General features: G+C 67.8%; 21 protein-coding genes. 10 read left to right on the forward strand and 11 right to left on the reverse strand.

What is annotated here, in order from left to right:
* Window positions 1-75 precede the first annotated feature (75 nt).
* The 7 genes from yvcK to AB0333_RS04340 form a co-directional block, all read right to left on the reverse strand.
* Window positions 76-1,116: a uridine diphosphate-N-acetylglucosamine-binding protein YvcK gene (gene yvcK, locus AB0333_RS04310; RefSeq protein ID WP_366217485.1), complete on the reverse strand. Its 1,041-nt coding sequence runs from the start codon at window positions 1,114-1,116 to the stop codon at window positions 76-78.
* Between the two features lie 23 nt (window positions 1,117-1,139).
* Window positions 1,140-2,033 carry an RNase adapter RapZ gene (gene rapZ, locus AB0333_RS04315; protein ID WP_366217486.1) on the reverse strand — a complete coding sequence of 298 codons (894 nt, stop codon included), beginning with the start codon at window positions 2,031-2,033 and terminating at the stop codon, window positions 1,140-1,142.
* Between the two features lie 32 nt (window positions 2,034-2,065).
* A complete protein-coding gene (gene uvrC / locus AB0333_RS04320; RefSeq protein WP_366217487.1) occupies window positions 2,066-4,186 on the reverse strand; it encodes an excinuclease ABC subunit UvrC in 2,121 nt (706 codons plus the stop codon).
* A 6-nt stretch (window positions 4,187-4,192) separates the two neighbouring features.
* Window positions 4,193-4,906 (reverse strand): lysophospholipid acyltransferase family protein, encoded by a 714-nt coding sequence (locus AB0333_RS04325; protein ID WP_366217488.1) that lies wholly within the window; start codon window positions 4,904-4,906, stop codon window positions 4,193-4,195.
* 78 nt (window positions 4,907-4,984) lie between these two features.
* Window positions 4,985-5,668: an HAD hydrolase-like protein gene (locus AB0333_RS04330; RefSeq protein ID WP_366217489.1), complete on the reverse strand. Its 684-nt coding sequence runs from the start codon at window positions 5,666-5,668 to the stop codon at window positions 4,985-4,987.
* Complete coding sequence (gene uvrA / locus AB0333_RS04335) at window positions 5,665-8,544, reverse strand: excinuclease ABC subunit UvrA (protein WP_366217580.1); 2,880 nt, start codon at window positions 8,542-8,544, stop codon at window positions 5,665-5,667. The genes AB0333_RS04330 and uvrA overlap by 4 nt, the downstream gene beginning before the upstream one ends.
* A gap of 242 nt (window positions 8,545-8,786) precedes the next feature.
* Window positions 8,787-9,260 carry a GntR family transcriptional regulator gene (locus tag AB0333_RS04340; protein ID WP_366217490.1) on the reverse strand — a complete coding sequence of 158 codons (474 nt, stop codon included), beginning with the start codon at window positions 9,258-9,260 and terminating at the stop codon, window positions 8,787-8,789.
* 183 nt (window positions 9,261-9,443) lie between these two features.
* Between AB0333_RS04340 and AB0333_RS04345 the strand changes: the two genes are divergently transcribed.
* The 3 genes from AB0333_RS04345 (at window position 9,444) to AB0333_RS04355 (ending at window position 11,184) form a co-directional block, all read left to right on the forward strand.
* A complete protein-coding gene (locus tag AB0333_RS04345; protein WP_366217491.1) occupies window positions 9,444-10,124 on the forward strand; it encodes an MBL fold metallo-hydrolase in 681 nt (226 codons plus the stop codon).
* A 94-nt stretch (window positions 10,125-10,218) separates the two neighbouring features.
* A complete protein-coding gene (locus AB0333_RS04350; RefSeq protein WP_366217492.1) occupies window positions 10,219-10,509 on the forward strand; it encodes a hypothetical protein in 291 nt (96 codons plus the stop codon).
* Between the two features lie 213 nt (window positions 10,510-10,722).
* Window positions 10,723-11,184 (forward strand): hypothetical protein, encoded by a 462-nt coding sequence (locus AB0333_RS04355; protein ID WP_366217493.1) that lies wholly within the window; start codon window positions 10,723-10,725, stop codon window positions 11,182-11,184.
* A gap of 373 nt (window positions 11,185-11,557) precedes the next feature.
* Here AB0333_RS04355 and AB0333_RS04360 read toward each other — a convergent pair whose 3' ends face one another.
* On the reverse strand, window positions 11,558-12,403 hold the full coding sequence (locus tag AB0333_RS04360; RefSeq protein WP_366217494.1) for a methyltransferase domain-containing protein: 846 nt from the start codon (window positions 12,401-12,403) through the stop codon (window positions 11,558-11,560).
* Between the two features lie 44 nt (window positions 12,404-12,447).
* On the opposite strand from AB0333_RS04360, the gene AB0333_RS04365 reads away from it, so the two are divergent.
* The 3 genes from AB0333_RS04365 to AB0333_RS04375 all read left to right on the forward strand — a co-directional run bounded on the left by AB0333_RS04365 (window position 12,448) and on the right by AB0333_RS04375 (window position 17,247).
* A complete protein-coding gene (locus AB0333_RS04365; protein ID WP_366217495.1) occupies window positions 12,448-15,102 on the forward strand; it encodes a DUF3516 domain-containing protein in 2,655 nt (884 codons plus the stop codon).
* Between the two features lie 70 nt (window positions 15,103-15,172).
* A complete protein-coding gene (locus AB0333_RS04370) occupies window positions 15,173-15,787 on the forward strand; it encodes a GNAT family N-acetyltransferase (protein WP_366217496.1) in 615 nt (204 codons plus the stop codon).
* Window positions 15,784-17,247, forward strand: a complete 1,464-nt coding sequence (locus tag AB0333_RS04375; RefSeq protein ID WP_366217497.1) for an alpha/beta fold hydrolase — start codon at window positions 15,784-15,786, stop codon at window positions 17,245-17,247. The genes AB0333_RS04370 and AB0333_RS04375 overlap by 4 nt, the downstream gene beginning before the upstream one ends.
* Before the next feature lie 139 nt (window positions 17,248-17,386).
* Here the strand turns inward: AB0333_RS04375 and AB0333_RS04380 are convergent, their stop codons facing one another.
* Both AB0333_RS04380 and uvrB read right to left on the reverse strand, forming a co-directional pair.
* Window positions 17,387-18,649, reverse strand: coding sequence for a TerC family protein (locus AB0333_RS04380; RefSeq protein WP_366217498.1), 1,263 nt, complete (start codon window positions 18,647-18,649; stop codon window positions 17,387-17,389).
* 202 nt (window positions 18,650-18,851) lie between these two features.
* Window positions 18,852-21,023 carry an excinuclease ABC subunit UvrB gene (uvrB, locus tag AB0333_RS04385; protein WP_366217499.1) on the reverse strand — a complete coding sequence of 724 codons (2,172 nt, stop codon included), beginning with the start codon at window positions 21,021-21,023 and terminating at the stop codon, window positions 18,852-18,854.
* A 123-nt stretch (window positions 21,024-21,146) separates the two neighbouring features.
* Between uvrB and AB0333_RS04390 the strand changes: the two genes are divergently transcribed.
* From AB0333_RS04390 to AB0333_RS04405, 4 genes are all read left to right on the forward strand, one after another.
* The gene (locus AB0333_RS04390; RefSeq protein WP_366217500.1) at window positions 21,147-22,127 is read left to right on the forward strand and encodes a sugar ABC transporter permease; all 981 of its coding nucleotides are present in this window, start codon (window positions 21,147-21,149) and stop codon (window positions 22,125-22,127) included.
* 10 nt (window positions 22,128-22,137) lie between these two features.
* Window positions 22,138-22,992 (forward strand): carbohydrate ABC transporter permease, encoded by an 855-nt coding sequence (locus AB0333_RS04395; RefSeq protein WP_366217501.1) that lies wholly within the window; start codon window positions 22,138-22,140, stop codon window positions 22,990-22,992.
* Window positions 22,993-23,081: 89 nt separating this feature from the next.
* Window positions 23,082-24,404 (forward strand): ABC transporter substrate-binding protein, encoded by a 1,323-nt coding sequence (locus AB0333_RS04400; RefSeq protein ID WP_366217502.1) that lies wholly within the window; start codon window positions 23,082-23,084, stop codon window positions 24,402-24,404.
* Between the two features lie 113 nt (window positions 24,405-24,517).
* Window positions 24,518-25,630: an ATP-binding cassette domain-containing protein gene (locus AB0333_RS04405; protein ID WP_366217503.1), complete on the forward strand. Its 1,113-nt coding sequence runs from the start codon at window positions 24,518-24,520 to the stop codon at window positions 25,628-25,630.
* Here the strand turns inward: AB0333_RS04405 and coaE are convergent.
* Window positions 25,572-26,261 carry a dephospho-CoA kinase gene (coaE, locus tag AB0333_RS04410; RefSeq protein ID WP_366217504.1) on the reverse strand — a complete coding sequence of 230 codons (690 nt, stop codon included), beginning with the start codon at window positions 26,259-26,261 and terminating at the stop codon, window positions 25,572-25,574. The genes AB0333_RS04405 and coaE overlap by 59 nt on opposite strands.
* Between the last annotated feature and the right edge of the window lie 2 nt (window positions 26,262-26,263).

A 26,263-nucleotide genomic window follows, 5' to 3' on the forward strand; every position in this document is an offset into this window, starting at 1 on the left:
TCACATCTCTCGCTTGTACTGCTTGTACTGGTGGAGCCGCCATACCGGTGGGCGTGACGGACGACGATGACCGTATCAGGAGCCCTTGAAGGCCTCCTGGAAGGCCAAGGCCAGACGCAGTGGGTCATGGATCGGGGTCCCCGAACCGGCACCAACCCTACTAAACAGGACCGAGGCTCCCAGACGCTCGGCGGCGGCCACGAATCCCTGGGCGTCCTGGACCGCGTCCTGGTCTGCTATGACGACGTCCAACCGCAGATCGGGCGCGTAGTGGTGGATGACCTCCAGGTGGTCCGCCGCGTTCATGCCGGAGGTCTCCGCGGTATCCGTGGTGAGATTCATCACGAGAGCCTTCCGGGCGGGGGTCCGGACCAGGGCCTCGCGCAGCTCGGGAAGCAGCAGGTGAGGCAGGACGGAGGTGTACCAGGAGCCGGGACCGAGGACGATCCAGTCGGAGAGCTCGATGGCCTCCATGGACTCCTCACACGCCGGGGCGTTCTCCGGTTCGAGCCGGATGTGGGAGACCCTGGTGTTCTTCCCGGCGGCGGCCAGCGAGGACTGGCCCGTCACGGTCCGCCGGACCAGCTCACCCTTCTCGTTCTCGGACAGTACGGCACCAGAGATTGCCAGCGGCACGGTGGACATGGGCAGCACCTGGCCGCGGGCACCCAACAGGGCCCCGGCCCAGCGCAGTCCGCCCACCGGGTCGCCGAGCAGCTCCCACAGGGCCACGATCAACAGGTTGCCCAGGGAGTGGTTGTCCAGCGTGGCCTCGGTGCCCTCCTTGGAAGTGAAGCGGTGCTGCATGACATCGCGCCAGGTCCGCCCCCAGTCCGTGTCATCACACAGGGCGGCCAGGGCCATCCGAAGGTCTCCGGGCGGCAGCACGTCCATCTCCCGGCGGATGCGGCCCGAGGATCCGCCGTCGTCCGCCACCGTGACCACGGCCGTGATCTCCCCGGCGATGAGCCGCAGGGCCCGCAAAGTGGCCGACAGCCCATGGCCGCCGCCGAGCGCGGTGACGCGGAGGGTCGGATCGTACGTTCCAGCCTGTTGGCCCGGCGCCGGAACGGAACTGGGCGCCAGGGGCAACTGGCCCGTGAAATGACTGCTCATGCTCGGCATCCCCGCCATCCCACTCATTCCCGGCCCAGGTCACGGTGGTGCACATTGACCGTGACCCGCGGTTGCTGGCTCAGCCGGTGGCCCAGCTCCTCGGCCACGGCCACCGAGCGGTGCTTGCCGCCCGTGCAGCCGATGGCGAAGGTGGCGTAGTGCTTGTTCTCCCGGCGGTAGCCGTCCAGGACGGGCACCAGCGCCTCGAGATAGTGGTCCACGAACTCACTGGCACCCTGCTGCTGCAGCACGAATTCCGAGACCGCGGTGTCCTGGCCGGTGAAGGGTCGCAGCTCGGGGACCCAGTGCGGGTTCGGCAGGAAGCGGACATCGGCCATGAAGTTCGCATCCTGTGGGAGCCCGTACTTGAAGCCGAAGCTCATGACGTTCAGGCGCAGCACGATGGGACCGGACTCGGTGAACAGCTCCGTGATGGTGGTGGCCAGCGAGTGCACGTTCTTCGTGGTGGTGTCCACCACGATCTCGGCCTCTTCCTTCAGCTCCCGCAGGAGGAGGCGTTCGGCGGCGATCCCATCCGGGATGCGGCCGGAGCCCTGCAGCGGATGCGGGCGGCGGGCCGACTCGAAACGGCGCACCAGCAGCTCGTCACTGGCGTCCAGGAAGAGCACCCGGTAGTCGACACCCTGGGCCCGCAATTGCCCCAGGGCCTCCTGGATGTCCTTGAAGAGCTCCTTGGACCGCACGTCCACCACGAGGGCCAGCCGCGGGATCGCCTCGGGGGAACGACCCACCAGGTCCGTCAGGGTGATGAAGAGTTGTGGCGGGATGTTCTCCACCACATACCAGCCGTGGTCCTCTAGCGCGTGCGCGGCGGTGGTCCGCCCCGCCCCGGACATGCCGGTGACGATGAGGACTTCAGAAGTGGGTGGTTTCACCGGGGTCAGTCCGTCGCTCATACGTCCAGACTACCCAGTCCAGTCCACCCTCTTCAGTCCAGGATTTCGCCCGTGGTCAGGTTGACACCGCGCGTCACCCGATCCACCGAGCCGGTCTCGGTGCCCTCGGCATCCCTGACGGCCTCAGCGGGCCCGGCTGGCCCGGCGGACTCGGTGCCGGTCTCCGTGCTCTCGGGGTGCAGCGCCGCATGGACGGTGGCGGCCAGGGCCGGGCCGATGCCCCGGGCCTCCTGCAGCTGATCCACACTGGCGGCACGGATGCGCTTGACCGAGCCGAAGTGCTTGAGCAGCGTCTTCTGCTTGGCCGGGCCCAGGCCCTCGATGCCGTCCAGGGCGGAGGACACCATGGACTTGCCCCGCTTCTCCCGGTGGAAGGTGATGGCGAAGCGGTGCGACTCGTCGCGGATCCGCTGCAGCATGTAGAGCCCTTGTGAGGCGCGCGGCAGCACGAGGGGGAATTCCTCGCCCGGCAACCACAGCTCCTCGAGCCGCTTGGCGAGCCCGACCACGGGCAGGTCGGTGATCCCCAGGTCCGCGAGGGCCTGGACGGCCGAGGCCACCTGTGGGGGGCCGCCGTCGACCACCACGAGGGAGGGCGGGTAGGCGAAGCGACGCGAGGACGGCCCGTCCGATGGTGTTCTGGCCGGGCCCTCCAGCGCCCCGCCGGGCCCCGTCTGACCGTCCAGGTCCGCCGGACCCGCCGGATCGGGTTCCGGGGCGATCTCCCCGGTGGCGAAGGTCCCACTGCGCTCCTGGTCCTCCAGGTAGTGACGGAACCGGCGGGTGAGGACGTTGCGCATCGCGGCGGTGTCATCGCGGGCGGCGTCCCCCGTCACGCTGAACTTGCGGTAGTCGGCCTTCTTCGGCATCCCGTCCTCGACCACCACCATCGAGCCGACCACGTTGGTACCCGAGACGTGGGAGATGTCGTAGCACTCGATGCGCAGCAGCGGCTCGGGCAGTTCGAGGGCGTCCTGGAGCTCACGGAGGGCGGCCGACCGGGTGGTCAGGTCGCCGGAGCGACGCGTCTTGTGCACCCGCAGTGCGAGCACGGCATTCTCCTTGACGGTCTCCATCAGGGACCTCTTGTCACCGCGCTGTGGCACCCGCAGGCTGACCTGGGCTCCCCGCATGCCCGAGAGCAGGGCGGCCACCTGGTCGGCGTTCTCCGGCAGCTCGGGCACGAGGACCTCGCGCGGGATGCGGCTGGTGTCCTCAAGCGAGCCGTAGACCTGCTCGAGCAGCTGTTCCACCATGGTGGCACCCGAGACATCCTCGACCTTCTCCACCACCCAGCCACGCTGACCGCGGATGCGTCCGTCCCGGACGTGGAACACCTGGACGGCGGCCTCGAGTTCATCGTCGGCGAAGGCGAAGATGTCCGCCTCCGTGGTCTCCGAGAGGACCACGGCATTGCGTTCGAACACCCGCTTCAGGGCCGCGATGTCGTCTCGGCGCCGGGCGGCGTCCTCATAGCGCAGGTCCGCCACGGCCTCCTTCATCTGGGCCTCGAGCCGGCGGATGTACTTCTGGGCGTCCCCGGCCATGAAGTCGCAGAAGTCCTGCGCGAGCTGACGGTGCCCCGCCTGGCTGATCCGGTCCACACACGGGGCGGCACACTTGTCGATGTAGCCCATCAGGCAGGGCCGACCGGAGAGCTCGGCCCGGCGGAACACTCCGGAGGAACAGGTCCGGACCGGGAAGACGCGCAGCATCAGGTCCACGGTCTCGCGGATGGCCTTCGCCGGATGGAAGGGCCCGAAGTACTTCACACCCTTGCGCTTGTCCCCGCGCATGACCTGCACCCGCGGGTACTTCTCGTTCATCGTGACGGCGAGGTACGGGTACGACTTGTCGTCCCGGTACATGATGTTGAAGCGCGGCGTGTACTGCTTGATCCACGTGTACTCGAGCTGCAGGGCCTCGAGCTCGGAGCCGACCACGGTCCACTCCACCGAGGCGGCGGTGAACACCATCGCCCGGGTCTTGGGATGCAGCCCGTTGGGGTCCTGGAAGTAGGAGGCCAGGCGGGACCGCAGATTCTTGGCCTTGCCCACGTAGATGACGCGCCCGTCCGGGTCGCGGAAGCGGTACACCCCCGGTGAGGTGGGCACCTCACCGGTCCTCGGGCGGTAGCTGGCCGGATCAGCCATGGCGGCTCAGTCCTGGGTGGGCGTCGGGTTCTGTCCGGCCTGACCGCCGGAGGAGTGGCCCGAGACCGGTTCGTTGTAGGTGGTCGCGCGTTCCTGCTCCGAGAGGGCCGCGATGGCGTCCATGATCTGCCCCGTCGCCTGCCGTCGCGGCGGCAACGGGTGCTTGGTGCCGAGGTGGTCGAACTGCAGCGGCTCACCTACGGTCAGGGAGAAGCGGTGCGGCGTGAACCGGTTCGAACCGGGCGGCTGGAGGCGTTCGGTTCCCCGCAGACCGACGGGCACCACCGGAACCCCCGTGGCCAGCGCGAGCCAGCCGACGCCGGTGCGGCCCTTGTAGAGGCGGCCGTCCCGGCTGCGGGTGCCCTCGGGGTAGATGCCGACGCCGGAGCCCGCCGCCACGTGGCCCATGAGCTGCTCGAGGGCTGCCACGGAGGCGGCCTTCTCACTGCGTTCCACGGGAATCGATCCCACGGAGTCGAAGAAGCCCTTCATCACGGCGCCCTTGATGCCGGGCTGGGTGAAGTACTCGGCCTTGGCGAAGAAGTGCACCATGCGCGGCATGACCGCCTGCAGGATCACGGAGTCGAAGAAGGACAGGTGGTTGCTGGCCACGATGAACCCGCCGGACTCCGGCACGTTCTCCAGGCCGGTGATGGTCGGCCGGCAGGTGACCTTGACCAGGGCACGGATCCCCGTGCGCACGGCTTCGTTGGTCGCCATGGCCGTCCTCTCCAGTGGAATCGAAAGAGCTGAGTGTCCCGGATGCTCCTGCGGACCGGATCCATCATAGTGCCCGGGTCAGATCCGGGCCGCGGTCACCAGTGCTCGGCAGTGCTCCGGCAGATCGCCCGCGTCCGCACACAGCACTGTGGCCCCGGCTTCCTCCAGCTCGCTCCGGCCGCCGAAGCCCCAGAGGACCCCGATGCCCGGGATCCCGTGGTGCGCGGCCCCGGCCAGGTCGAAGTGCCGGTCCCCCACCATCACGGCCCGCTCCGGATGCCCGACGGCGGCCAGCGCCTCGGCCATCGCCTGCACCTTGGTGCCGTGCGGCGGCAACGGGGCGGTCTCGTCGTCGTTCGACCCGCAGACCGCCGCGAAGAGGTGATCGAGGCCCTGGACGCGCAGCAGCTGACGCGCGAGCGACCGGGGCTTGGAGGTGGCGACCACCAGCCGGTGGTCTGCCCCCAGGTCCTCGAGGGCGTCACGGACCCCGGGGTAGACGGTGCTGGCCGCCATCCCCTGACTCAGGTAGCCGGCCCGGTATTCACGGATCACCGAGGGCATGTTCTCCGCCGTGACACCTTCCAGGGAGGCCAGACTCTCCTGCAACGGCGGCCCCACGAGGGACGCGAGCCGCTCCGGGCCGGGCACGGGCAACCCGTGGCGCTCCAGGGCGGTGGCGATGCCCCCGGTGATGGCGCCCGCAGGGTCCACCAGCGTCCCGTCCAGGTCGAAGAGGATCGCGGTGCCGGGCGCGGTCACAGGATCCCCGCGAGGAACTGGCCGGTGTGGCTGGCCGCCGTGCGGGAGACCTGCTCCGGGGTGCCGACGGCGACGATGCTGCCGCCGCCGGACCCTCCCTCCGGGCCGAGGTCGATCACGTGGTCGGCCGACTTGATGACGTCCAGGTTGTGCTCGATCGTGATCACCGTGTTGCCCTTCTCCACGAGGGACTGCAGCACGCCCAGCAGCTTGCGGATGTCCTCGAAATGCAGGCCGGTGGTGGGTTCATCCAGCACGTAGATCGTCCGGCCGTTCGAGCGCTTCTGCAGCTCCGCCGCCAGCTTCACGCGCTGCGCCTCACCCCCGGAGAGGGTGGTGGCGGGCTGGCCCAGCTTGACGTACCCGAGCCCGACGTCCACCAGGGTGTTGAGGTAGCGCGAGATCTTGGTGTACGCGGAGAAGAAGTCCGCCGCCTCATCGATCGGCATCTGGAGGACCTCGGCGATGTTCTTGCCCTTGTAGTGCACCTCGAGGGTCTCCCGGTTGTACCGGGCGCCGTGGCACACCTCGCACGGGACGTAGACGTCCGGCAGGAAGTTCATCTCGATCTTCAGGGTGCCGTCACCCGAGCACGCCTCGCAGCGGCCGCCCTTGATGTTGAAGGAGAAGCGTCCGGGCTGGTAGCCGCGGACCTTGGCCTCCTGGGTGTCCGCGAAGAGCTTCCGGATGGTGTCGAACACGCCGGTGTACGTGGCCGGGTTGGAGCGCGGGGTGCGCCCGATCGGGCTCTGGTCCACGTGCACGACCTTGTCCAGCTGGTCCAGCCCATTGACCCGCTTGTGCCGTCCCGGGACGTGCTTGGCGTGGTTGAGCTGGTTGGCGAGGACCTTGTAGAGGATCTCGTTCACGAGCGTGGACTTCCCGGACCCGGACACGCCGGTCACGGCGGTCAGCACACCGAGCGGGAAGTCGATGGTGACGTCCTTCAGGTTGTTCTCCCGCGCTCCGACCACGGTGATCTTCCGGCTCTGGTCCAACGGACGGCGCTGCTCCGGCAGCGCAATCTCGCGCCGCCCGGCCAGGTAGTCGCCGGTCAGGGAGCGTTCGTTCGCCTTCAGGCCCTCGAGGGAGCCGGAGTGGACCACCTCGCCGCCGTGCTCACCGGCCCGGGGGCCGATGTCCACGATCCAGTCGGCCTCGGCGATCGTGTCCTCGTCATGCTCCACCACGATCAGGGTGTTGCCGAGGTCCCGGAGCCGCAGCAGCGTCTCGATCAGCCGCCGGTTGTCCCGCTGGTGCAGGCCGATGGACGGCTCGTCCAGGACATACAGGACCCCGACGAGCCCGGAGCCGATCTGCGTGGCCAGACGGATGCGCTGAGCCTCGCCGCCGGACAGCGTCCCGGCCGGCCGCTCCAGATTCAGGTAATTGAGGCCCACGTCCAGCATGAAGTGCAGGCGGGCCAGGATCTCCTTGAGGACCTGGTCGGCGATCTGCACGTCCCGTTCGGACAGCTCGAGCTGCTCGAAGAAGTCGATGGCCTCCTGCATCGGCAGGACCGTGGCCTCGGAGATGGACTTCCCGCCGACGGTCACGGACAGCGAGGTCGGGTTCAGGCGGTTGCCGTTGCAGGCCGCGCAGGGGATCTGCCGCATATAGGACTCGTAGCGGTCCCGGGCGTGATCCGACTCGGTCTCCAGGTGCTTGCGGTGGATGTAGTCGATGACCCCCTCGAAACCGGTGGTGTACCGGCGTTCGCGGCCGAAGCGGTTCCGGTAGGACACCTCGACCTTGAAGTCCTTGCCGTGCAGGACAGCCTTGCGGGCGGCTGCGGGCAGGTCCTTCCAGGGCACGTCCATGCCGAAGCCGACCTCGCTGGCCAGGCCGGAGAGCAGCCGCTGCCAGTACTCGGACGTCGACTTGCCGATCGACCAGGGCGCGATGGCCCCCTCCAGGAGGGTCTTGTCCTGGTCCGGGACCACGAGGTCCTCGTCCACCTCGAGCTTGGTGCCGATGCCGGTGCAGACCGTGCACGCGCCGAAAGGGTTGTTGAAGGAGAAGGAGCGGGGCTCGATCTCATCGATGGTGAGCTGGTGGCCGTTGGGGCAGGACAGCTTCTCCGAGAACGAGCGGAACTTGGGGGTCCCCTCGGCATCGAAGGCGTCCCACTCGCCCGCGTTGGCCTTCGCCGGGTCCACGGCGGCGTCCACGTCCACGAAGTCGATGACCACGAGTCCGTCAGCCAGGTTCAGGGCGGTCTCCACCGAGTCGGTGAGCCGCTGGCGGATGCCGTCCTTCATGGCCAGACGGTCCACCACCACGGCGATGGTGTGCTTGACCTGCTTCTTCAGCTTCGGCGGATCGGACAGCTGGATGAGCTCACCGTCCACGATCGCCCGGGAGAAGCCCTGGGTGGCGAGGTCGGTGAAGACGTCCACGAACTCGCCCTTCCGGCCGCGGGCCACGGGGGCGAGCACCTGGAAGCGCGTCTTGGCGGGCAGCTCGCCGAGCTGGTCCACGATCTGCTGTGGCGACTGCCGGCTGGCCGGCTCGCCACACTCGGGGCAGTGCGGGATGCCGATGCGGGCCCACAGCAGACGCATGTAGTCGTAGACCTCGGTGATGGTCCCGACCGTGGAACGCGGGTTGCGGTTCGTGGATTTCTGGTCGATCGAGACGGCCGGGGACAGGCCCTCGATGAAGTCGACGGACGGCTTGTCCACGCGGCCGAGGAACATCCGCGCATAGGAGGACAGCGATTCCACGTAGCGGCGCTGGCCTTCCGCGAAGATCGTGTCAAAGGCGAGGGAGGACTTGCCCGAACCGGACAGCCCGGTGAAGACGACCAGCGCGTCGCGGGGGATGTCCAGGTCCACGTTCTTCAGGTTGTGCTCGCGGGCACCCTTGACCACGATCCGATCTGGATCGTGGCGGTGCGCCCCGCCTGCGGGGCCGGAGGCGAGACCGCGGGAGTGGCGGGACGTGGAGGACGCGGAGGTGGCGGGAACCGTATCGGAGTCGGGATTCGTGAGGGATTTCGGCACGGAATCCACTGTATGGCAGAGAGGCTTCGAACACCTCTTCGAACCGTCGGCCCTGAGCGAATTCCCCACTCACGCCGTATCGCCGGGCCCCTCTCACGCAGAGCCCCTCTCGCTCAGGTGGTGGGAAAGACCGCCTCGAGTTGCCGCGTGGCCTCACGAGGCCCGTACCCGAGGGTGCGGGCCACCTGCGCGTAGGCGGCCGCCGCGGCGGCGAGTTGGGACTCCGCCGAGTCATGGCCCGGCGCCACCACGGTCCCCAGCCGGGGCCTGGCGGTCACGACGGCGGCCTGCTCCAACTCCTTGTACGCGCGGGCCACCGTGTTGGCGGCTACGCCCAGGGCGGACGCCAGTGCACGCACCGTCGGCAGCTTGCTGCCCACCGGAAGCCTCTTGCGGTGGATGAGGTCGAGCAACCCGGTCCGCACCTGCTCATAGGGCGGGACGGTCGAACCGGTGTTGATGGACAGGGCGGCGACCAGCCACGCGGGGACCGGCGTGGCGGGGGACTTCGCCGGGGGCGTGCCCGCCGATGGTTCCTTCGGCTGCGCCGAATCCTTCGGTCGGCCTGATGCGCCCCGAGCCGCCATCTGTTCCCCGCGTTCCTGTCTGGTCCGTGTCTGTGTGTTCTGACACCCTATCGGAGCGCCGAGGGGCGGGGCGGTCCGCGCCGGCCTCCGAGGCCGTCCAGCGGGATGGACCAGCGCAGATCGAGACTTGACCTCCCCGATGGGCTTGCCCCGGTGGCGGTCAACGTCCTTAGACTATGGCTCATGCCTTCATCCACCTCCCCCATCCGGTTGCTGCACGATCTGCCCCGGGTGACGGTCCGCCAGCGGTCGGTCTCCGACATGGCGAACAACGTGTACGTCCTCACCTCGAAGACGTCCGGGACCCAGGTGCTGATCGATGCCGCGGACGACGCCGTCGCCGTCAGTGAGCTGCTGCAGTCGGCGAAGGACGACACCCCCTGCGAACTCAAGCTGGCCGTGATCATCACGACGCACCAGCACTGGGACCATATTCGGGCCCTGGCCGAGGTCGTGGAGGCCACGGGCGTACCGACGGCGGCCGGCGTGGACGATGCCGACGCCATCGAGCGGGAGACCGGAGTGCCCGCGAAGGTGCTGCTGAACCACGGCGACACGGCGACCTTCGACGGGATCTCGCTGGCCGTCGTCGGGCTCCGCGGGCACACCCCGGGCTCCGTGGCGCTGGTCTACGAGCCGGAGGACGGCCCGCCGCTCTGCTTCTCGGGCGACAGCCTGTTCCCGGGGGGCGTGGGCAACACCCAGCAGGACCCGGACCGCTTCGACTCGCTGTTCACGGACGTGGTGGCGCGGCTGTTCGAGCAGTATCCGGACGACATGATCGTCCACCCCGGCCACGGCGATGGGACCACCCTCGGCGCGGAGCGCCCCCACCTCGGCGACTGGCGCGAACGCGGCTGGTGACCGGACCGGCTCCGTTCTTCGCCGGAACGGAGCCCCAGCGATCAGCGCCCGAACCACCCAGCATCTCCCGACCGGATCCCGCGTCCGCGACACCGTGACCGGCAAGACGTACCCCGTCATCGGCACGTGCGGGCCTGCGCAGGGCGACACCGACCAGACCCCCATGACGACGACTACCTGCGCCGTGTCCTTCGAGGTTGGCCTGTCCACCACTGGCGAGGAAACCACCGTGACCGTATCGGCCGACCTGTTGGAGCTTGACGAAGCCGAAGCCCTGATTGGTGCCCTCCGTGCCGCCGTGATCACTGCCCGGGCCAGTGAATGGCCCTGCCCGGCTGATAGCCTGCCGGAGACCGGCACCACGGGAGAGAGCACCACCGCATGAACCGCCGCACCACCGCCACGCTCACCGCCGCCGCGCTCCTGACCGGCACCGCCGCCGCGGCCCTCGCCATCCCCCTCCTCACCGCCGAGCCCGGCCCCGGCCCCGGCGATCACCGCCATCGCAGATGCAGCGACCACCGCCACCGCCGACGCGGCCCAGGCAACTCGGGACACCATCGACGCCACCACCGCCGCCCTCGACGACCCCGCAGCGGTGAAGGCCGCCGCGCTCGCCGCAGGCCGGCCCGAACCGGCCTGGGACGAAAACTGCGTGGCGTGGGAGCTGCCTGACGCAGAAACCGACGCCCAGCAGTTCGCCAGTACCGTAGCCCGGACATGGCTGGATGCCCATGGGGCCGACTGCCCGGACGCTCTCGTGTGGCCCCACTACTACGCCGAAACTTTCAGCGCCGGCGGACCCGGTGAAGTCGTCGTCGTCCTTGAAGACGAGGCTCTAGCGGACTACTACGTGGACCCGTACACCGACCGAAACCTCCAACTGTTCGGCTTTTCCGTCTTTGACGCCACCCGGGCCGAGAACCCCGACTTGGAAGCCGTCACGGTGACTGTGGAAGGCACCGACCGAACGTGGACCGCCACCACCGCCCAGCACGACACCGGCGACACAACTGCTCCTCCGCCGCCGCACATGCGCAGCCACATGCCCGAACGCTGACCCGGAGTACGACGAAGGAGCCCCGGCCGCGATTCCAACCGAGCCTTACTGACATTCCAAGTCGGCGTAAACCTCTATGATGCGGGTCGGTGCAACGGGATAGCCTGCGCGGTGCAACTCAGAGCGCACATGAACTCGGACCACCTCGATGTCTGCGTGCCCCTCAAGCTCGCTTTGAGAGAGTTGCTTCTCGCCGGACTGGGAATCCAGGATCGCCTGCTTCCATGCTCCCAACTCGGAAGTTGAGACATTCGCCTCCGCCAGCGCTCGATCTGCTACGTCTGTTGCTTCGCTCGGCACCTCGTCAACCAACGGCTCAAGCCGCCATTCGCCAGTGCACGCTCCGTGACCCGGCCGCCGCCCGGAGCTCGGCTCAGATGCTGGGTGAGAGGTCGTTCTTCACACCCACGATGAAGACGCGGCGGAACGGGTAGTCCGTCAGCCGCACCCCCTCGGGCGTCGTGTAGGTCGGGTAGGACTCGCGCATGATGCGCCGGTACTCCTCGATGTACCGCTCCTGGAGGTTGGTGCCATCACGCCGGTCGGCGGCCTCCAGCCGCTGCAGCGACGGACGCAGGGCCGCGCCGCTGACCCAGTCGTACACCGGATCCGGTCCGCTGAGGGGCTGACTGTAGGTGGTCTCCCAGATGTCCGCCTCGAAGCCCGCTGCAATCAGGGTCTCCAGGTACTCATCCGTGGTGTAGACCGACTCCCGTTCCACCACGCCCTCCAGGGCGTCCTCATACTCGGGGCGGCGGGACATCTCCGCGATGGTCGCATGCGAGGGGGCGGCGAAATTGCCGGGGACCTGCACCGCGAACCATGCTCCGGGCTTGAGTGCCTCGAGCCACCCGCGCACCAGCTGCCGATGGTCCGGGGTCCACTGCAGCATGGCATTGGACACGATCACGTCCACATCGGCGTCCGGCGCCCAGCGCTCGGCATCCACCTGGTCGAACTCCAGGTTGCCGGGCGCTCCGGACTCCGCGGCCATCTGCTGGGCCGAGGCCACCATGTCCGCTGAGGAGTCCAGGCCGATCACGCGGGCGCCGGGCCAGCGCTCGGCCAGGGTCCGCGTCATATTGCCGGGGCCACAGCCCAGGTCCACCACGACCTTCGGATCCGTGGCCCGGACCCGCGCCGTCAGGTCGCGGAACGGTCGGGCCCGGCGGTCGGCGAAGACGGTGTACTGCTGGGGATCCCAGGTGAAGTCCTGCATGCCCCCACGCTAGCGCGTCCCCGGCGCGACGTAAGCTGGACGTAATGTTGCTCTCCGACTTGATTCCCTCCCCCTCCGACGGCCCTGCGACCGTACCGGAACGCCTCTCCCCCGATGCCGTGTATGAGGGCTTCCTCGAGTGGACCCGGTCCCAGGACATCGCCCTGTATCCCGCGCAGGACGAGGCCGTCATGGAACTCGTGCAGGGCAACAACGTCATCCTCGCCACCCCCACCGGTTCCGGTAAGTCCTTGGTGGCCATCGCCGCCCACTTCCAGGCCCTCGCCACCGGCCAGCGGACCTACTACACGGCACCGATCAAGGCCCTGGTCTCGGAGAAATTCTTCGCCCTGGTGGAGATCTTCGGCGCCGACCACGTCGGTATGGTGACCGGTGATTCCTCCGTCAACGGAGACGCCCCCATCATCTGTTGCACGGCCGAGATCCTCGCCAACCAGGCCCTGCGGGAGGGATCCGGTCTGGACGTGGGACCGGTGGTCATGGACGAGTTCCATTTCTACGCGGATCCCCAGCGCGGCTGGGCGTGGCAGGTGCCCCTGCTGGAGCTGCCGCAGGCGCAGTTCCTGCTGATGAGCGCCACCCTCGGGGACACCGCCCGGTTCGAAGAGGACCTCACCGCACGGACGGGCCGGACCACCACCACCGTCGCGCATGCGGAGCGGCCCATCCCCCTGTCCTATGAGTGGTCAGAGGAGCAGGTGCAGGACAAGGTTGCCGAGCTGGTCCAGACGCGTCAGGCTCCCGTCTACGTGGTCCACTTCTCCCAGCTGGACGCCGTTGAACGGGCCCAGTCCCTGTCCTCCGTGTCCGTGGCGACCCGAGAGGAGAAGGACGCCATCGCGGAGCGGATCGCCGGCTTCAAGTTCTCCTCGGGCTTCGGCAAGACCCTGAACCGGCTGGTCCGGGCCGGCATCGGCGTCCACCATGCCGGGATGCTGCCCAAGTACCGCCGGCTTGTGGAACGACTGGCCCAGGAGGGGCTGCTGAAGGTCATCTGCGGCACGGACACCCTCGGCGTGGGCATCAACGTTCCCATCCGCACGGTGCTCATCACGGCCCTGAGCAAGTACGACGGCCAGCGCACCCGCATCCTGCACGCCCGCGAGTTCCACCAGATCGCCGGACGCGCCGGCCGCGCCGGCTATGACACCTCGGGGCTCGTGGTGGTCCAGGCCCCCGAGCACGTGATCGAGAACGCGAAGGCCCAGCAGAAGGCGGCCGCCAAGTTCGCGAATATCAAGGACGAGGCCGAGCGCAGCAAGCGCATGAAGCAGTCCACGAAGTCGTCTCCGAAGAAGACACCGCCGAAGGGCTTCGTCTCTTGGGGCAAGGCCACCTTCGAGAAACTCATCACGGCCGAGCCCGAGGCCATGACCAGCCAGATGCGCATCAGTCACTCGATGCTGCTGAACATCCTCGATCGCCCGGGCGATCCGGTCATCGCGGTCCGCCGGATGATGCGCAACAGCCACGAGACCCCGGCCAAGCAGGCCGCCCACCTGCGCCGCTCCCTCGGCATCTTCCGCGAGCTGTTGGCCACCGGAGTGGTGGAGAAGCTGCCCGAGCCGGACGCCGAGGGCCGCACCGTGGACCTCACGGTCGAGCTGCAGCCGAATTTCGCCCTCAACCAGCCCCTCTCGCCCTTCGCCCTGGCGGCCTTCGACCTGCTCGACCCGGCCGACCCCGGCTACTCCCTGGACATGGTCTCCATCGTGGAGGCGACCCTTGAGCCGCCCCGGCAGGTGCTCTCCGCCCAGGTCAAGAAGGCCCGCGGTGAAGCTGTGGCCGCCATGAAGGCCGAGGGCATGGACTACACGGACCGCATGAACGCCCTCGATGAGGTCACCTACCCGATGCCGCTGGCCGAACTGCTCGAGCAGCAATTCGAGCTGTACAGCGCCACCGCGCCCTGGCTCCATGACTTCGAGCTGACTCCGAAGTCCGTGGTCCGGGACATGTACGAACGTGCCATGGGCTTCGGTGACTACGTGAACTTCTACGGGCTGTCCCGCTCCGAGGGGGTGCTGCTGCGCTACCTGACCGATGCCGTCAAGGCCCTCAAGCAGACGATCCCGCAGGACGACCGGGACGAGGAACTCGACATCCTGGTGGCCTGGCTGGATGAGATCGTCAAGCAGACCGATTCCTCGCTCATCGAGGAGTGGGAGGACCTGCTCGCCGGGGACATCGAGGAACTGAAGAAGGACCACGAGCAATTGGCCCCGCCGGAGCCCCCACGGCTCACCGCCAACACGCCGGTCTTCACCGTGATGGTCCGCAATGCCCTGTTCCGCCGGGTGCGGCTGTTCGGCGATGAGCAGGACCGTGCTCTGGCCGAGCTCGGCAAGGACGCCGGTGATGCGTTCTCCGCCGACGACTGGGCGGACGCACTCGACGGCTACTTCGGGGACTACGAGGACATCGACGACGGCCCCACCGCCCGCGGCCCCCAGTACTTCCGCGTGGACACCACCCCCCAGCCAGGGCCCGACGGCGGCGCCCCGGCCGGCATCTCCGGCTCCCGTTGGTGGACGGTCCGGCAGGTCCTCGTCGATCCGGACGGCCACCTGGACTGGGGCATCAACGCCCTCGTCGATCTGGACGCCTCGGATGAGGCCGCCCACCCCGTGGTACGTGTGGTGTCCGTGGGAGCCCCGGAGCCCGGCTGGACTGTGTGAACTGAACCTGTGAACTGAACCTGTGACCTGACCAGCGTGACCCGACCTCTGTGAAAAGGAGACCCGACGCGTGAGCGCCACCATCCCCAGCACCGTTTCCGGCACCGTTCGTCCGGCCGTCCCCGCCGACGTCCCACACCTCCTTCGGCTCATCAGGGATCTCGCGGTCTATGAGAGGGAGCCCGACGCCGTCAAGACCACCGAGGCTGCCCTGGAGGCGAGCCTCTTCGGCGAGCATCCCGCGGTCTTCTGCCACGTCATCGAGGACACGCGTCCGGACGACGCGCTGGCGGCGGGATCAGCGACCGGGCCGGCGGGGGCGGAGCCCATACCCGAACGGGCCTCGTCTGCGCTCCCCCGCCCCTCCGTGGTGGGCCTGGCCCTGTGGTTCCTGAGCTACTCCACGTGGGAGGGCACCCACGGGATCTGGCTCGAAGACCTCTACGTGGACCCGGCCCTGCGGGGACGCGGGCACGGCACGAGGCTGCTGTCGCACCTGGCCGGGATCGCCGTCGAGCGCGGCTACGCCCGGTTGGAATGGACCGTGCTGGACTGGAACGAGCCGTCAATCGGCTTCTACCGGTCCCTCGGCGCCACCTCCCAGGACGAGTGGACGACGTTTCGGCTCACGGGTGCCGCCCTCGAGGATGCCGGCGCCGCTGCCGCCTCGGAGGGTCACCGGTGACGGCCGGCGTCGCGGGTGATCCCCGGAGTTTCGCCCGGCCGGCCGAGGTGATCTCCTCCGGAGCGTGCACACACCGCGCCGGACAGCAGTCGTCATTGCTGGACGGGACCCGCATCACCGACCATTGGTTCGAGCTGCCACTGGACCACGCCCGGCCGGAGGCGGCGCGGATCCGGGTGTACGCCCGTGAATACGCCTCCGGCGCGGACCACGACCTGCCGTGGCTGCTGTTCCTGCAGGGCGGCCCCGGTGGTAAGGGCGTCCGCCAGGCTCAACTGGCCGGCTGGATGAAGGAGGCGTCCCCACGGTTCCGCATCCTGATGCTGGACCAGCGCGGCACCGGGCTGTCCACCGCCGCCAACCGCAACACCCTGCCGTTGATCGGTACGCCTGAGGAGCAGGCGGACTACCTGGTGCACTTCCGGGCCCCCTCCATCGTGCAGGATGCCGAATTGATCCGGCTCATGCTCGGTGCCGAGCCGTGGACGGTCTTCGGGCAGAGCTTCGGCGGGTTCTGCACGCTGAGCTACCTGTCCTGGCACCCGGAGGGGATGTCCCGGGCCCTCATCACCGGCGGCCTCGCCCCGCTGGACGGCACCGCAGACCGCGTCTACCGTGCCACCTATCAGCGCATGCGTGCGCGCAACGAGGAGTACTTCGGACGTTTTCCTGAGGACCGTCAGATCCTGGGACGCGTCTACGATGCCGTTCGTGCCGGGGAGACGGGGGCCGCACCACCGGCGGTACTCCCGGATGGGTCGCCCGTCACGGTGGGGCGTGTCCAGATGCTGGGGATGTTCCTCGGCGGCAACACCCGGATGGACCAGCTCCACTACCTCCTCCAGGAGGCCTTCGAACAGGAACCGCCGGGGGCCAAGGCCGTGACCGGGGCCTGCACCGAGACTCTCACCGACACCTTCCTGCACGGTCTCTACCAGCAGGTCTCCCGAGCCACGAATCCGCTCTACCTGGTGATGCACGAGTCGATCTACTCCCAGCCGGCTCAGCCCTCGGTGCCGCAGCCGGCAGCGATGGCGGAGACCGCCGCCACGGGCACGGCGTGGGCCGCCCAACGGGTCCTGCGGTCCTCTCCCGACCTGGCGGACTTCGATCCGGCCCGGAGCGCCCACCCGCTGCTCACCGGCGAGATGGTCTTCGACTGGTATGCGGATCTGGACCCCGCCCTCAAGCCACTGAAGGCCGTGACCGAGGAGTTGGCACGCCGTACCGACTGGGGAGCCCTGTACGACTCGGAGGCCTTGGCCGCCAACACCGTCCCGACGGCCGCCGCTGTGTACACCCACGACGTCTACGTGGACCGGGACCTCTCCCTGGAGACCGCGGCGCGCGTGTACGGTCTGCAGGTGTGGGAGACCGATGAGTTCCACCATGACGGCATCGGAGAGGACGGTCCCGCGATCCTGCGCCGGCTGCTGTCCCTGACCGGCGATTCTCCGTGACCGAGTCCTGAGAACGCCAGGACGTTCGGACGCCAGGACGACAGAAGGACCGCACCGGAACATCCGGTGCGGTCCTTCTGCTTCAGTAGCCCACCGATCGATCGTCAGGACGACGCTCGGCAGGGCCACCGAGGGGAACTCAGACCTTGGGGCCCTCGTTCGTGACGATGGAGTTGGAGATCGTCGGGACGTCCCGACCCTCTGCCTGGGCCGTGGCCACCCGGGTCTCGTGGGCGGTTCGGATGATCTCCGAGTAGCTGTCCTTGTGCTCGATGAGGTTGTCGCGGAAATGCGGGGACACGTTCTCCGCCGCGCGGGTCCACTTGTCCATCAGCTCCTCGGCCTTGCGGCGCTCCTCGGCGGGGGCGTTCTCGTCCAGCTTGGAGTAGCGGTGGGAGAACTTCTCGGCGTTCTGCAGGGCCACCAGGGCCTTGCCCTTGGGGCTGTACAGGGACGCCAGGACGGTGACGATGAGGATGCCGACGATCACCAGCAGCGACGTGCTGGTCTCGATGGTGACGACCGGGACGTTCTCGCCACCGTTGATGAACGGCAGGTTGTTGTCGTGCAGAGCATGCAGGATGAGCTTGACGCCGATGAACCCGAGGATGGCGGAGAGGCCGTAGGACAGGTAGACGAGGCGGTCCAGCAGGCCGTCGATGAGGAAGAACAGCTGGCGCAGGCCCATCAGGGAGAACGCCGTCGCCGTGAAGACGATGTACGGTTCCTGGGTGAGGCCGTAGATGGCCGGGATCGAGTCGAAGGCGAACAGGACGTCGGTCAGGCCGATGGACACCATCACGAGCAGCATGGGCGTCATCAGCCGCTTGCCGTTCTCGCGGGTGAACAGCTTGTCACCGTCGTAGCGGTCCGAGGCCGGCAGGACGCGCTTGGCGAGCCGGACGAGGAAGTTGTCCGCCTCGTCCTTCTCCTTCTCGTCGGCCGCCAACTCGCCCTTCAGCTGGCCGCCCGCGATGAGCAGCAGGGCCAGGCCGAACAGGTAGAAGACGTCAGACCAGGCCGAGATGATGGCGGCACCGGCCAGGATGAAGGCGGTTCGTGAGATCAGGGCGAAGGTGATGCCGAAGAGCAGCACCTTCTGCTGGTATTCACGGGGGACCTGGAAGGACGCCATGATGACCAGGAACACGAAGAGATTGTCAACACTCAGCGCCTTCTCGGTGATGTAGCCCGAGTAGTACTCGATGGCGTGCTGGGTGTCCCCGAAGACGAAGAACACCAGGCCGAACACCAGGGCGATGCCCACGTAGATCGCGGACCAGATGGCCGCTTCCTTGATGGTCGGCGTGTGGGCCTTCCGCACGTGGAAGATGTAATCGAAGAGGAGGAGCGCGATGATCACCGCGATGGTGATGGTCCACGTCAGCGCATTGATTTCCATGCAGTCACTTTCCGTAGGTCTGGGTGTGTGCCGCAAGTCTCTCCGCCTGCCGAACCCGACAGGCCACTACGTCCGGCAGTCCGTCCGGCATCGGTGATGTCCGGCCCGGGCTGCGTGTTGACGTCCGCAGTGTTAGGGATACTCCCCTACGCCGTGGAACAGTCTACCCCGCCTCCGTCCGAAGTCAGGAGTGGCGGCCGTCTCAGGCGTGGCCTTCGCGCTGCATCTGCCGCAATTCCTTCTTCAGCTCGGACACCTCATCACGGATGCGCGCGGCCAGCTCGAACTGCAGGTCCACCGCTGCCTGGTGCATCTGCGCACTCATCTGCTCGATCAACTCGGACAGGTCCTTCGCCGGCAGCTTCGCGAAGTCCGGGGCCCCGGTGCCGCCGGAGCCGTCGGTCGAGTCACCCTCGGCCGCATGGGCGGCCGCGGCACGCTGCTCATCCGAGATCGTGGCGGTGTAGCCGCGCTTGCCCATCCCGTAGTCGAACCCGGTCTTCACCCCGCCCATGCCGGCAAGGAAGTCCGCGGAGTCAGCGTCCTCCCGGGCCAGCTGGTCGGTGATGTCCGCGATCTTCTTGCGCAACGGCGTCGGGTCGATGCCGTGCTCCTTGTTGTAGGCCTCCTGCACCTCGCGGCGCCGGTTGGTCTCGTCGATGGCCTGACGCATGGAGTCGGTGATCCGGTCGGCATACATGTGGACCTGTCCGTCCACATTGCGGGCCGCGCGGCCGATGGTCTGGATCAGTGACGTGGCGGAGCGCAGGAAACCCTCCTTGTCCGCGTCCAGGATGGACACGAGGGAGACTTCGGGCAGGTCCAGCCCCTCACGCAGCAGGTTGATGCCGACCAGAACGTCGAAGACACCCTTACGCAGGTCTCGCAGCAACTCCACGCGACGCAGCGTGTCCACGTCCGAGTGCAGGTACTCCACCTTGACCCCGTGCTCCAGCAGGTACTCGGTGAGGTCCTCGGCCATACGCTTGGTCAGCGTGGTCACCAGCACCCGCTCGTTGCGTTCGCTGCGGACGCGGATCTCCTCGAGCAGGTCGTCGATCTGGCCCTGGGTCGGTTTGACCACCAGTTCCGGGTCCACCAGCCCCGTGGGTCGGATGATCTGCTCCACCACGCCGTCGGCCTGGCCCAGCTCGTACTTGCCGGGGGTGGCGGACAGGTAGACGGTCTGGCCGATGCGTTCCAGGAACTCGTCCCATTTCAGGGGCCGGTTGTCCATGGCGGACGGTAACCGGAACCCGTGCTCCACCAGGGTGCGCTTGCGGGACATGTCCCCCTCGTACATGGCCCCGATCTGCGGGATGGTCACGTGGGACTCGTCCACCACCAGCAGAAAGTCGTCCGGGAAGTAGTCGATCAGGCAGTGCGGGGCGGTGCCGGCGTCGCGGCCGTCGATGTGCCGCGAGTAGTTCTCGATGCCGTTGCAGTACCCCATCTCCTGCATCATCTCGAGGTCATAGGTGGTGCGCATCCGCAGCCGCTGGGCCTCGAGCAGCTTGTTCTGGGTCTCGAACTCCTGCAGGCGGTCCCGCAGCTCGTCCTCGATGGTGCCGATGGCCCGGTGCATCCGCTCGTCCCCGGCCACGTAGTGCGAGGCCGGGAAGATGTACATCTCCTCCTCCTCGCGGACCACGTGCCCGGTCAGGGGGTGGAGCGTCTGGATGGCCTCGATCTCGTCCCCGAAGAACTCGATCCGGATGGCCAGTTCCTCGTACATCGGGATGATCTCGACCGTGTCCCCGCGGACCCGGAAGGTACCGCGGTGGAAGTCCTGGTCATTGCGCACGTACTGCATGGCCACGAACTGGCGCAGCAGCGTGTCCCGGTCCATCTCCGCGCCCCGGCGCAGGGTGACCATCTGCTCGATGTACTCCTCCGGGGTGCCCAGGCCGTAGATGCAGGACACGGTGGCGACCACCACCACGTCACGGCGGGTCAGCAGGGCATTGGTGGCGGAGTGACGCAGCCGCTCGACCTCCTCGTTGATCGAGGAGTCCTTCTCGATGAAGGTGTCCGACTGCGGAACGTACGCCTCCGGCTGGTAGTAGTCGTAGTAGGAGACGAAGTACTCGACCGCGTTGTTCGGCAGCAGCTCCCGGAACTCGTTGGCCAGCTGCGCCGCGAGCGTCTTGTTCTGCACCATGATGAGCGTGGGACGCTGCACCTTCTCGACCAGCCAGGCCGTGGTGGCCGATTTGCCGGTACCGGTGGCGCCGAGCAGGACGATGTCCTTCTCGCCGGCCTGCACCCGCTCGGCGAGCTCGGCGATCGCCTTCGGCTGGTCGCCCGAGGGCTGGTACTCCGAGATGACCTCGAACGGGGCCACCTGCCGGTTGATCTTCTGCGCCAGACTCATGGACCCAGCCTACGCCGGGGCCTGGATGTGCCCAGGTCCCCAAGTCCTGTTGTTCACCTTTGGCCCCCAACCCCGTCACCCGGGAACGCAAAGTCGTTTACGGCGGCTCCCTACGGTCAGCGCATGCCTTCTGTTGTTCGCCCTGGTGCCCCCGTGCCCGGCGCGGTCCCCCTGACCGTGGCCACACCGGCGATCCCGTCGACCTCCCACACTCCTGCGGCACCTCGACGCCGCCGATGGCAACGCCGAGACCTCTGGTTGGCCGTGTTGCTGCTGGCGCCGAACCTCATCCTGCTGGTGGTGTTCACCTACCGACCGCTGCTGGACAATATCCGGCTGTCCTTCACCAACTGGAACATCTCCTCCCCCACGGCCCAGTACATCGGCTTCGACAACTACGTGGAGTGGGCCGGGCGGCCGGACTCGTGGAAGATCCTGGGCATCACCCTGGTCTTCACGGTCGCCACCGTGGCCGGTTCCATGGTGATCGGCCTCGTCATGGCCCTGGTACTGGACCAGAACCTCCGCGGCCGCGGTTTGGTTCGTTCCCTGGTCTTCGCCCCGTACGTCATCTCCGGTGCCGCCATCGGAGTGGCCTTCCAGTTCGTCTTCGATCCCCGCTTCGGCATGATCCAGGACCTGCTTGCGCGCGTGGGCCTGGACAGCCCGAACTTCTACCAGGATCCGGACTGGGCGCTGTTCATGGTCACCAGCACCTACATCTGGAAGAACGTGGGATATGTCTTCGTCATCTACCTGGCCGCGCTGCAGGGCCGCAGGATCGAGCTGGACGAGGCGGCCCAGATCGACGGGACCGGGCCGTTCCGCCACTTCTTCCGGATCGTTCTGCCCCAGCTGAGGCCCACGACCTTCTTCTTGTCCGTCACGGTGCTGCTCAGTTCGGTCCAGGTCTTCGACATCATCAACGTGATGACGCGCGGCGGACCCATGGGTAACGGAACCACCACCATGGTCTATCAGATCTACCAGGAGACCTTCGTCAACTCCCGCGCCGGCTATGGCGCCACCGTGGCCACCATCATGTTCGTCATCCTGCTGGTCATCACCGTGATCCAGGTGCGCTTCCAGGATCAGAAGGACTGAGGACCCAGATATGGCCCGCTCCACCCTCTTCGCCTCCAAGCCCTCCGTCACGCCCGGCACCCTGTTCGGATACGCATCCATGGTGGTCATTGCGGCCATCGTGTTGGTGCCCATCGCGTTCATCCTGCTGACCTCCCTCAAAGAGCGGCCGGACATCTACACGGAGCCGGTGCAGTGGATCCCGGATCCGTTCACGGCGGAGAACTACGCCACCGTCATCGACGACGTCCCCTTCATCCGGTACTTCCTGAACTCCCTGCTGATCACCACCGTCCTCACCGTGGTCCAGGTGGTGCTGGGCATCATCACCGCCTTCGCCCTGGTGTTCCTCCACTACCCTGGCCGCCGTATCGTCTTCCTCTTCGTGATCGCCTCCCTGATGGTGCCCAACCAGGTGACGGTGATCTCGAACTATGCGCTGGTGGCCGAACTCAGCTGGCGCAACACCTTTGCCGGCATCATCATCCCCCTGGCCGGAGTGGCCTTCGGGACCTTCCTGATGCGCAACCACTTCGCCTCCCTGCCCCGCGAGATCGTGGAGTCGGCACACCTCGACGGCACGGGGCCCTTCCGGTTGCTCTTCCGGATCCTGTTGCCGATGTCCTGGCCCACCGTGGTGGCATTCACCCTCATCACGATCGTCACGGAGTGGAACCAGTACCTGTGGCCCTTCCTGATGGCGGACACGGCATCCGTCGCCCCGCTCCCGGTTGGCCTGACCTTGTTGCAGAACAACGAGGGCAGCACCAACTGGGGCCCGGTCATGGCCGGCACCATTCTCACGATGATCCCCATACTCATCGTCTTCCTGATCCTGCAGAAGCAGATGATCAAGGGCCTCACCGCTGGCGCGGTGAAGGGCTGATCCAGACCATCCATCCCCTTATCTCCCGTCCCTACATCAGTGACATCACTCATCACCAATACCAACACCAACACCAACAAAGGATCCCCATGATGACCCGTCTCTCCGCCCGACGCCTCATGACCGGCGCGGCCACCTTGAGCATCGCCGCCCTCGCCCTGACCGCGTGTGCCGGCACCGGCGGCGCCCCGACCTCCGAGGCCGCGGACACCGGCTCCGCCGAGAAGATCGTCTTCTGGTCCAACCACCCAGGCTCCTCCAAGGACATCGAGGAGGAGATCATCGCGGAATGGAACGAGGAGAACCCGGACACCCCGGTGGAACTCGTGGACGCCGGAGCGAACTACGAGGAGGTGGCCCAGAAATTCAACGCATCCCTGGCCGGCGGCGACCTCCCGGACGTGGTGGTGGCCTCGGACGTGAACTGGTTCAACTTCGCGATGAACGACAACTTCGCCGAGATGGGTCCGCTCTGGGAGTCCCAGGACGTGGAGTCCGACGACTTGGTGGACACCCTGCGCGACGACTACGAGTTCAACGATGAGCACTGGGCCATGCCCTACGCCCGCTCCACCAACCTGATGTACGTCAATGACCAGATCTTCGAGGAGGCCGGGCTGCCGGCGGAGGGCTTCGAGACCTGGCAGGACTTCGCCGAAGCCGCCCCGGCCCTGAAGGAGGTCACCGGCGATGATCCGGTGCTCGTGATCCCGGACGGTTCGAACTACCTCGACTGGTACTTCCAGGGGATGATCTGGACCTTCGGCGGGGCCTACTCCGAGGACTGGACCGCCACCTTCACCCAGCCCGAGTCGATCGAGGCCGGCGAGTTCCTCCAGGAAATGGTCCAGGAGGGCTACATCGAGATCAGCAACGACGCCGTGAACACCTTCGGCGTCGGCTCCGCCGGGGCCCTGCTTGAGTCCACCGGCTCCCTCGGGGGCCTCGAGGAGACAGCGGCCATGGACTTCACCACGGTCTACCTGCCGGGTCCCACGCCGGGTGCCGCCACCGGTGGTGCGGGTCTCGCGATCCCGTCCGGGATCTCCGAGGAGCGCCAGGCCAACGCCGTGCGATTCATCGACTTCCTCACCAACACCGACAACACCGTGAAGTTCAGCCAGGCCACCGGGTACATGCCCGTGCGCAAGTCCGCCCTGGAGCACCCGGATGAGGTGGCCTTCCTGGAGGAGAACCCGAACGCGATGACGGCCATCGAACAGCTCAACGAGAACACCCAGCCGCAGGATGCCGCCCGCGTCCTCGTGCAGGGCGGCGGGGCCCGGATCGGTGGCGCCCTGGACGAGATCACCACCGGCGGCGCTGACGTCACCGAGGTCTTCACACGCCTCGAGGAGGAGACCCAGGAGATCATCGACCGGGACATCAAGCCCAAGCTCGACCAGCAGTAGACAGGCGCACCCGGCAGCCGCCGGCAGCGCCAGCCCGAGCCGCCGGTCCCGTCCCCTGCGCGGGGATGGGACCGGCCGTGCCCCCCCGACCCCCTCTCCAGGAGCCCCTTCAGATGGCCAGCATCACGTTCGAGAACCTCACCCGCCAGTACCCGGGCAACCCCCACCCCTCGGTGGTCGGCCTGGACCTGGAGATCCACGACGGTGAATTCCTGGTGCTCGTGGGACCCTCCGGATGTGGGAAGTCGACCACCCTGCGCATGCTCGCCGGCCTCGAACCCATTGACGACGGCCGGCTGCTGATGGACGGCCGGGACGTCACCGGACAGAAGGCCTCCCAGCGGGATGTGGCCATGGTCTTCCAGTCCTATGCCCTCTACCCGAACATGACCGCACGGCAGAACATGGCCTTCGCGCTGCAGAACCGTAAGGTGCCCCGTGGACGCATCACGGAACTCGTGGAGGAGGCCTCCCGGATCCTCCAGCTCGACGACCTCATGGAACGGAGGCCGGCGGCCATGTCCGGGGGCCAGCGCCAGCGGGTGGCCATGGGCCGGGCCATCGTCCGCCAACCACAGGTGTTCTGCATGGACGAGCCCCTGTCCAACCTGGATGCCCAGTTGCGGGTGTCCACCCGGGCGCAGATCGCAGAGCTACAGCGACGATTGGGCACCACCACCGTGTTCGTCACCCATGACCAGACCGAGGCCATGACCCTCGGTGACCGGGTCTGCGTGCTGAACGCGGGCCTCTTGCAGCAGGTCGGCACCCCGCAGCAGTTGTACTCAAAACCCCGCAACACCTTCGTGGCCGAGTTCATCGGAACCCCTGCCATCACCCTCGTGGAGGGCGTCCCGGTGCGCGACGGCGCGGCCCACCTCGGCGACACCGGGCACCGAATCGCTCTGCCCGCCGGTGCCTCGGACGCAGGCCCTGTCCTCACCGTCGGCCTGCGCCCGGAGGCCTGGCGTACGGTCAGCCTGGAGTCCCACCCTGGCGCCCTCCAGATCACCGTGGCGCTCGTGGAGGACCTCGGTGCTGACCAGTTCGCCTACGGGCTGCCCGCGCGTCCAACCGAGGGAGTCACGGTGCGGGGCGGCCGCGTCTGCGTGCGATTGCCCCGCGGGCACCGGGTGGAACCCGGTGAGACCCTGGCCGTCGAACCGGTCATCGACGATGCGTATCTCTTCCACGCCGAGACGGGCCTGAATCTCCGGTCGGTTTGAACGGAAGCACATACTCGTCCCACACCCGGCGCGTCGTGCGGCGCAGGTCCTCCAGGCCGGCGTCGTTGACGATGAGCACGTCCGCCGCGGCGCGGCGCTGCTCGTCCGTGGCCTGCGCGGCGATCCTGGCCTGAGCATCGTCCTCGGTCATCCCCCGGTCCCGGACCATGCGTGACACCCGCTCCGCCGGGTCCGCCTCCACCACCAGCACGAGGTCGTAGGCGCCCGCCTGCCCGGTCTCCACCAGCAGCGGCACATCCTGGACCACGACGGCGTCCGGGCCGGCCTCGGTGACCAGCCGCCGGCCCTCGGCCCGCACCAGGGGGTGGACGATCCCGTTCAGCAGCGCCCGGGCCTCCGGATCGGCGAACACCAGCTTCCCGACGGCGGCGCGGTCCAGGGTGCCGTCCGGCGCGATCGCCGAGGGGCCCAAGGCCTCACGCACGCGGTCCAGGCCTTCGCTGCCGGGCTCCACGACCACGCGGGAAAGAGCGTCCGCGTCCACCACGATGGCGCCGAGCGAGGCGAGCTCCGCGGCCACGGTGGACTTGCCGGAGGCGATGCCGCCCGTTAGGCCGATGTGCAACCGGGGCTTGACCAGTCGGGCTTCGGTTCCGCCCACATTGCTCACAT

The organism is Citricoccus sp. NPDC079358 (assembly GCF_040702545.1).
Taxonomy (GTDB): Bacteria; Actinomycetota; Actinomycetes; order Actinomycetales; family Micrococcaceae; genus Citricoccus.

Bases quoted from the DNA above. Each gene is read 5' to 3' on its own strand.
- AB0333_RS04345 (WP_366217491.1), top strand. From the start codon at position 9,444: ATGCCTTCATCCACCTCCCCCATCCGGTTGCTGCACGATCTGCCCCGG.
- uvrB (WP_366217499.1), bottom strand. From the start codon at position 21,023: ATGAGTCTGGCGCAGAAGATCAACCGGCAGGTGGCCCCGTTCGAGGTC.
- uvrC (WP_366217487.1), bottom strand. From the start codon at position 4,186: ATGGCTGATCCGGCCAGCTACCGCCCGAGGACCGGTGAGGTGCCCACC.
- AB0333_RS04365 (WP_366217495.1), top strand. From the start codon at position 12,448: ATGTTGCTCTCCGACTTGATTCCCTCCCCCTCCGACGGCCCTGCGACC.
- yvcK (WP_366217485.1), bottom strand. From the start codon at position 1,116: ATGAGCAGTCATTTCACGGGCCAGTTGCCCCTGGCGCCCAGTTCCGTT.
- AB0333_RS04400 (WP_366217502.1), top strand. From the start codon at position 23,082: ATGATGACCCGTCTCTCCGCCCGACGCCTCATGACCGGCGCGGCCACC.
- AB0333_RS04380 (WP_366217498.1), bottom strand. From the start codon at position 18,649: ATGGAAATCAATGCGCTGACGTGGACCATCACCATCGCGGTGATCATC.
- AB0333_RS04390 (WP_366217500.1), top strand. From the start codon at position 21,147: ATGCCTTCTGTTGTTCGCCCTGGTGCCCCCGTGCCCGGCGCGGTCCCC.
- rapZ (WP_366217486.1), bottom strand. From the start codon at position 2,033: ATGAGCGACGGACTGACCCCGGTGAAACCACCCACTTCTGAAGTCCTC.
- AB0333_RS04395 (WP_366217501.1), top strand. From the start codon at position 22,138: ATGGCCCGCTCCACCCTCTTCGCCTCCAAGCCCTCCGTCACGCCCGGC.
- AB0333_RS04325 (WP_366217488.1), bottom strand. From the start codon at position 4,906: ATGGCGACCAACGAAGCCGTGCGCACGGGGATCCGTGCCCTGGTCAAG.
- AB0333_RS04340 (WP_366217490.1), bottom strand. From the start codon at position 9,260: ATGGCGGCTCGGGGCGCATCAGGCCGACCGAAGGATTCGGCGCAGCCG.
- AB0333_RS04405 (WP_366217503.1), top strand. From the start codon at position 24,518: ATGGCCAGCATCACGTTCGAGAACCTCACCCGCCAGTACCCGGGCAAC.
- AB0333_RS04360 (WP_366217494.1), bottom strand. From the start codon at position 12,403: ATGCAGGACTTCACCTGGGATCCCCAGCAGTACACCGTCTTCGCCGAC.